Annotated in this window: 2 protein-coding genes; both read right to left on the bottom strand. The window is 38.4% G+C overall.

Annotated features, from left to right (window positions below; genetic code table 11):
- The coding region (locus RT405_RS01715; RefSeq protein WP_313467040.1) for a lyase family protein at positions 1-359 on the bottom strand (359 nt) is incomplete at its 3' end.
- Positions 360-373: 14 nt separating this feature from the next.
- The coding region (locus RT405_RS01720) for a malic enzyme-like NAD(P)-binding protein (RefSeq protein ID WP_313467042.1) at positions 374-846 on the bottom strand (473 nt) is incomplete at its 5' end.

The following is an 846-nucleotide window of genomic DNA, read 5'->3' on the forward strand; positions in this document are numbered from 1 at the left end:
TTTTTGACTTGCTTATTACTCAAACAAGCAATCACTTCATTCACATTCATATTTGTTTGAGTGCCGCTTCCTGTTTGCCAAACCTTTAAAGGAAATTGTTCTTCGTATTCTCCTGTTTGAAGAAGTTCACAAGCTGCTAGAATACCGTCTCTTTGTTCGCTACTTAGTTTTCCTTCAGTAGTATTGACATTAGCTGCTGCTTTTTTTAAGGAAATTAAAGCGTAAATAACAGGCTTAGGTATCTCTTCTTGTCCAATATTAAAATTTGTTCGGCTTCGCTCCGTTTGGGCGCCCCATAAATGCTCATTTTTCACCAAGACGGTCCCCATCGAATCTTTTTCTTTTCGATATCCTTTCATCTTTTCACTCCTAATCAAATTTGATTAACTCTTGTCTGCCTAGCTGCTTCAGCTACATAACTAGCGACTTGTTCTGCTACTCGTGCGTCAAAAATTTTGGGAATAATATAATCTTCTCTAAGTTCCTCAAATGTTACTAAATCCGAAATAGCTCTTGCTGCCGCAAACTTCATCTCATCATTAATTGTTGTTGCTCTGACTCTCAATGCCCCTTTAAATATACCTGGAAATGCTAAAACATTATTGATTTGATTAGGAAAATCTGACCGGCCGGTACCCATGACACGAACTCCTGCTGATTTTGCTACATCATACATAATCTCTGGTTCTGGGTTAGCCATTGCAAAAACAATTGGTTCTGTTTGCATTTTCGCGATTAATTCTGGTGTCAAGATACCGCCTATCGAGACACCTATAAAGATATCTGCACCAACTAAAGCATCGGATAATGTACCTTCCTCATTTTCAAGGTTCGTTCGTTCAGCTA

This window comes from Carnobacterium sp. (assembly GCF_032094055.1).
Lineage (GTDB): Bacteria > Bacillota > Bacilli > Lactobacillales > Carnobacteriaceae > Carnobacterium_A.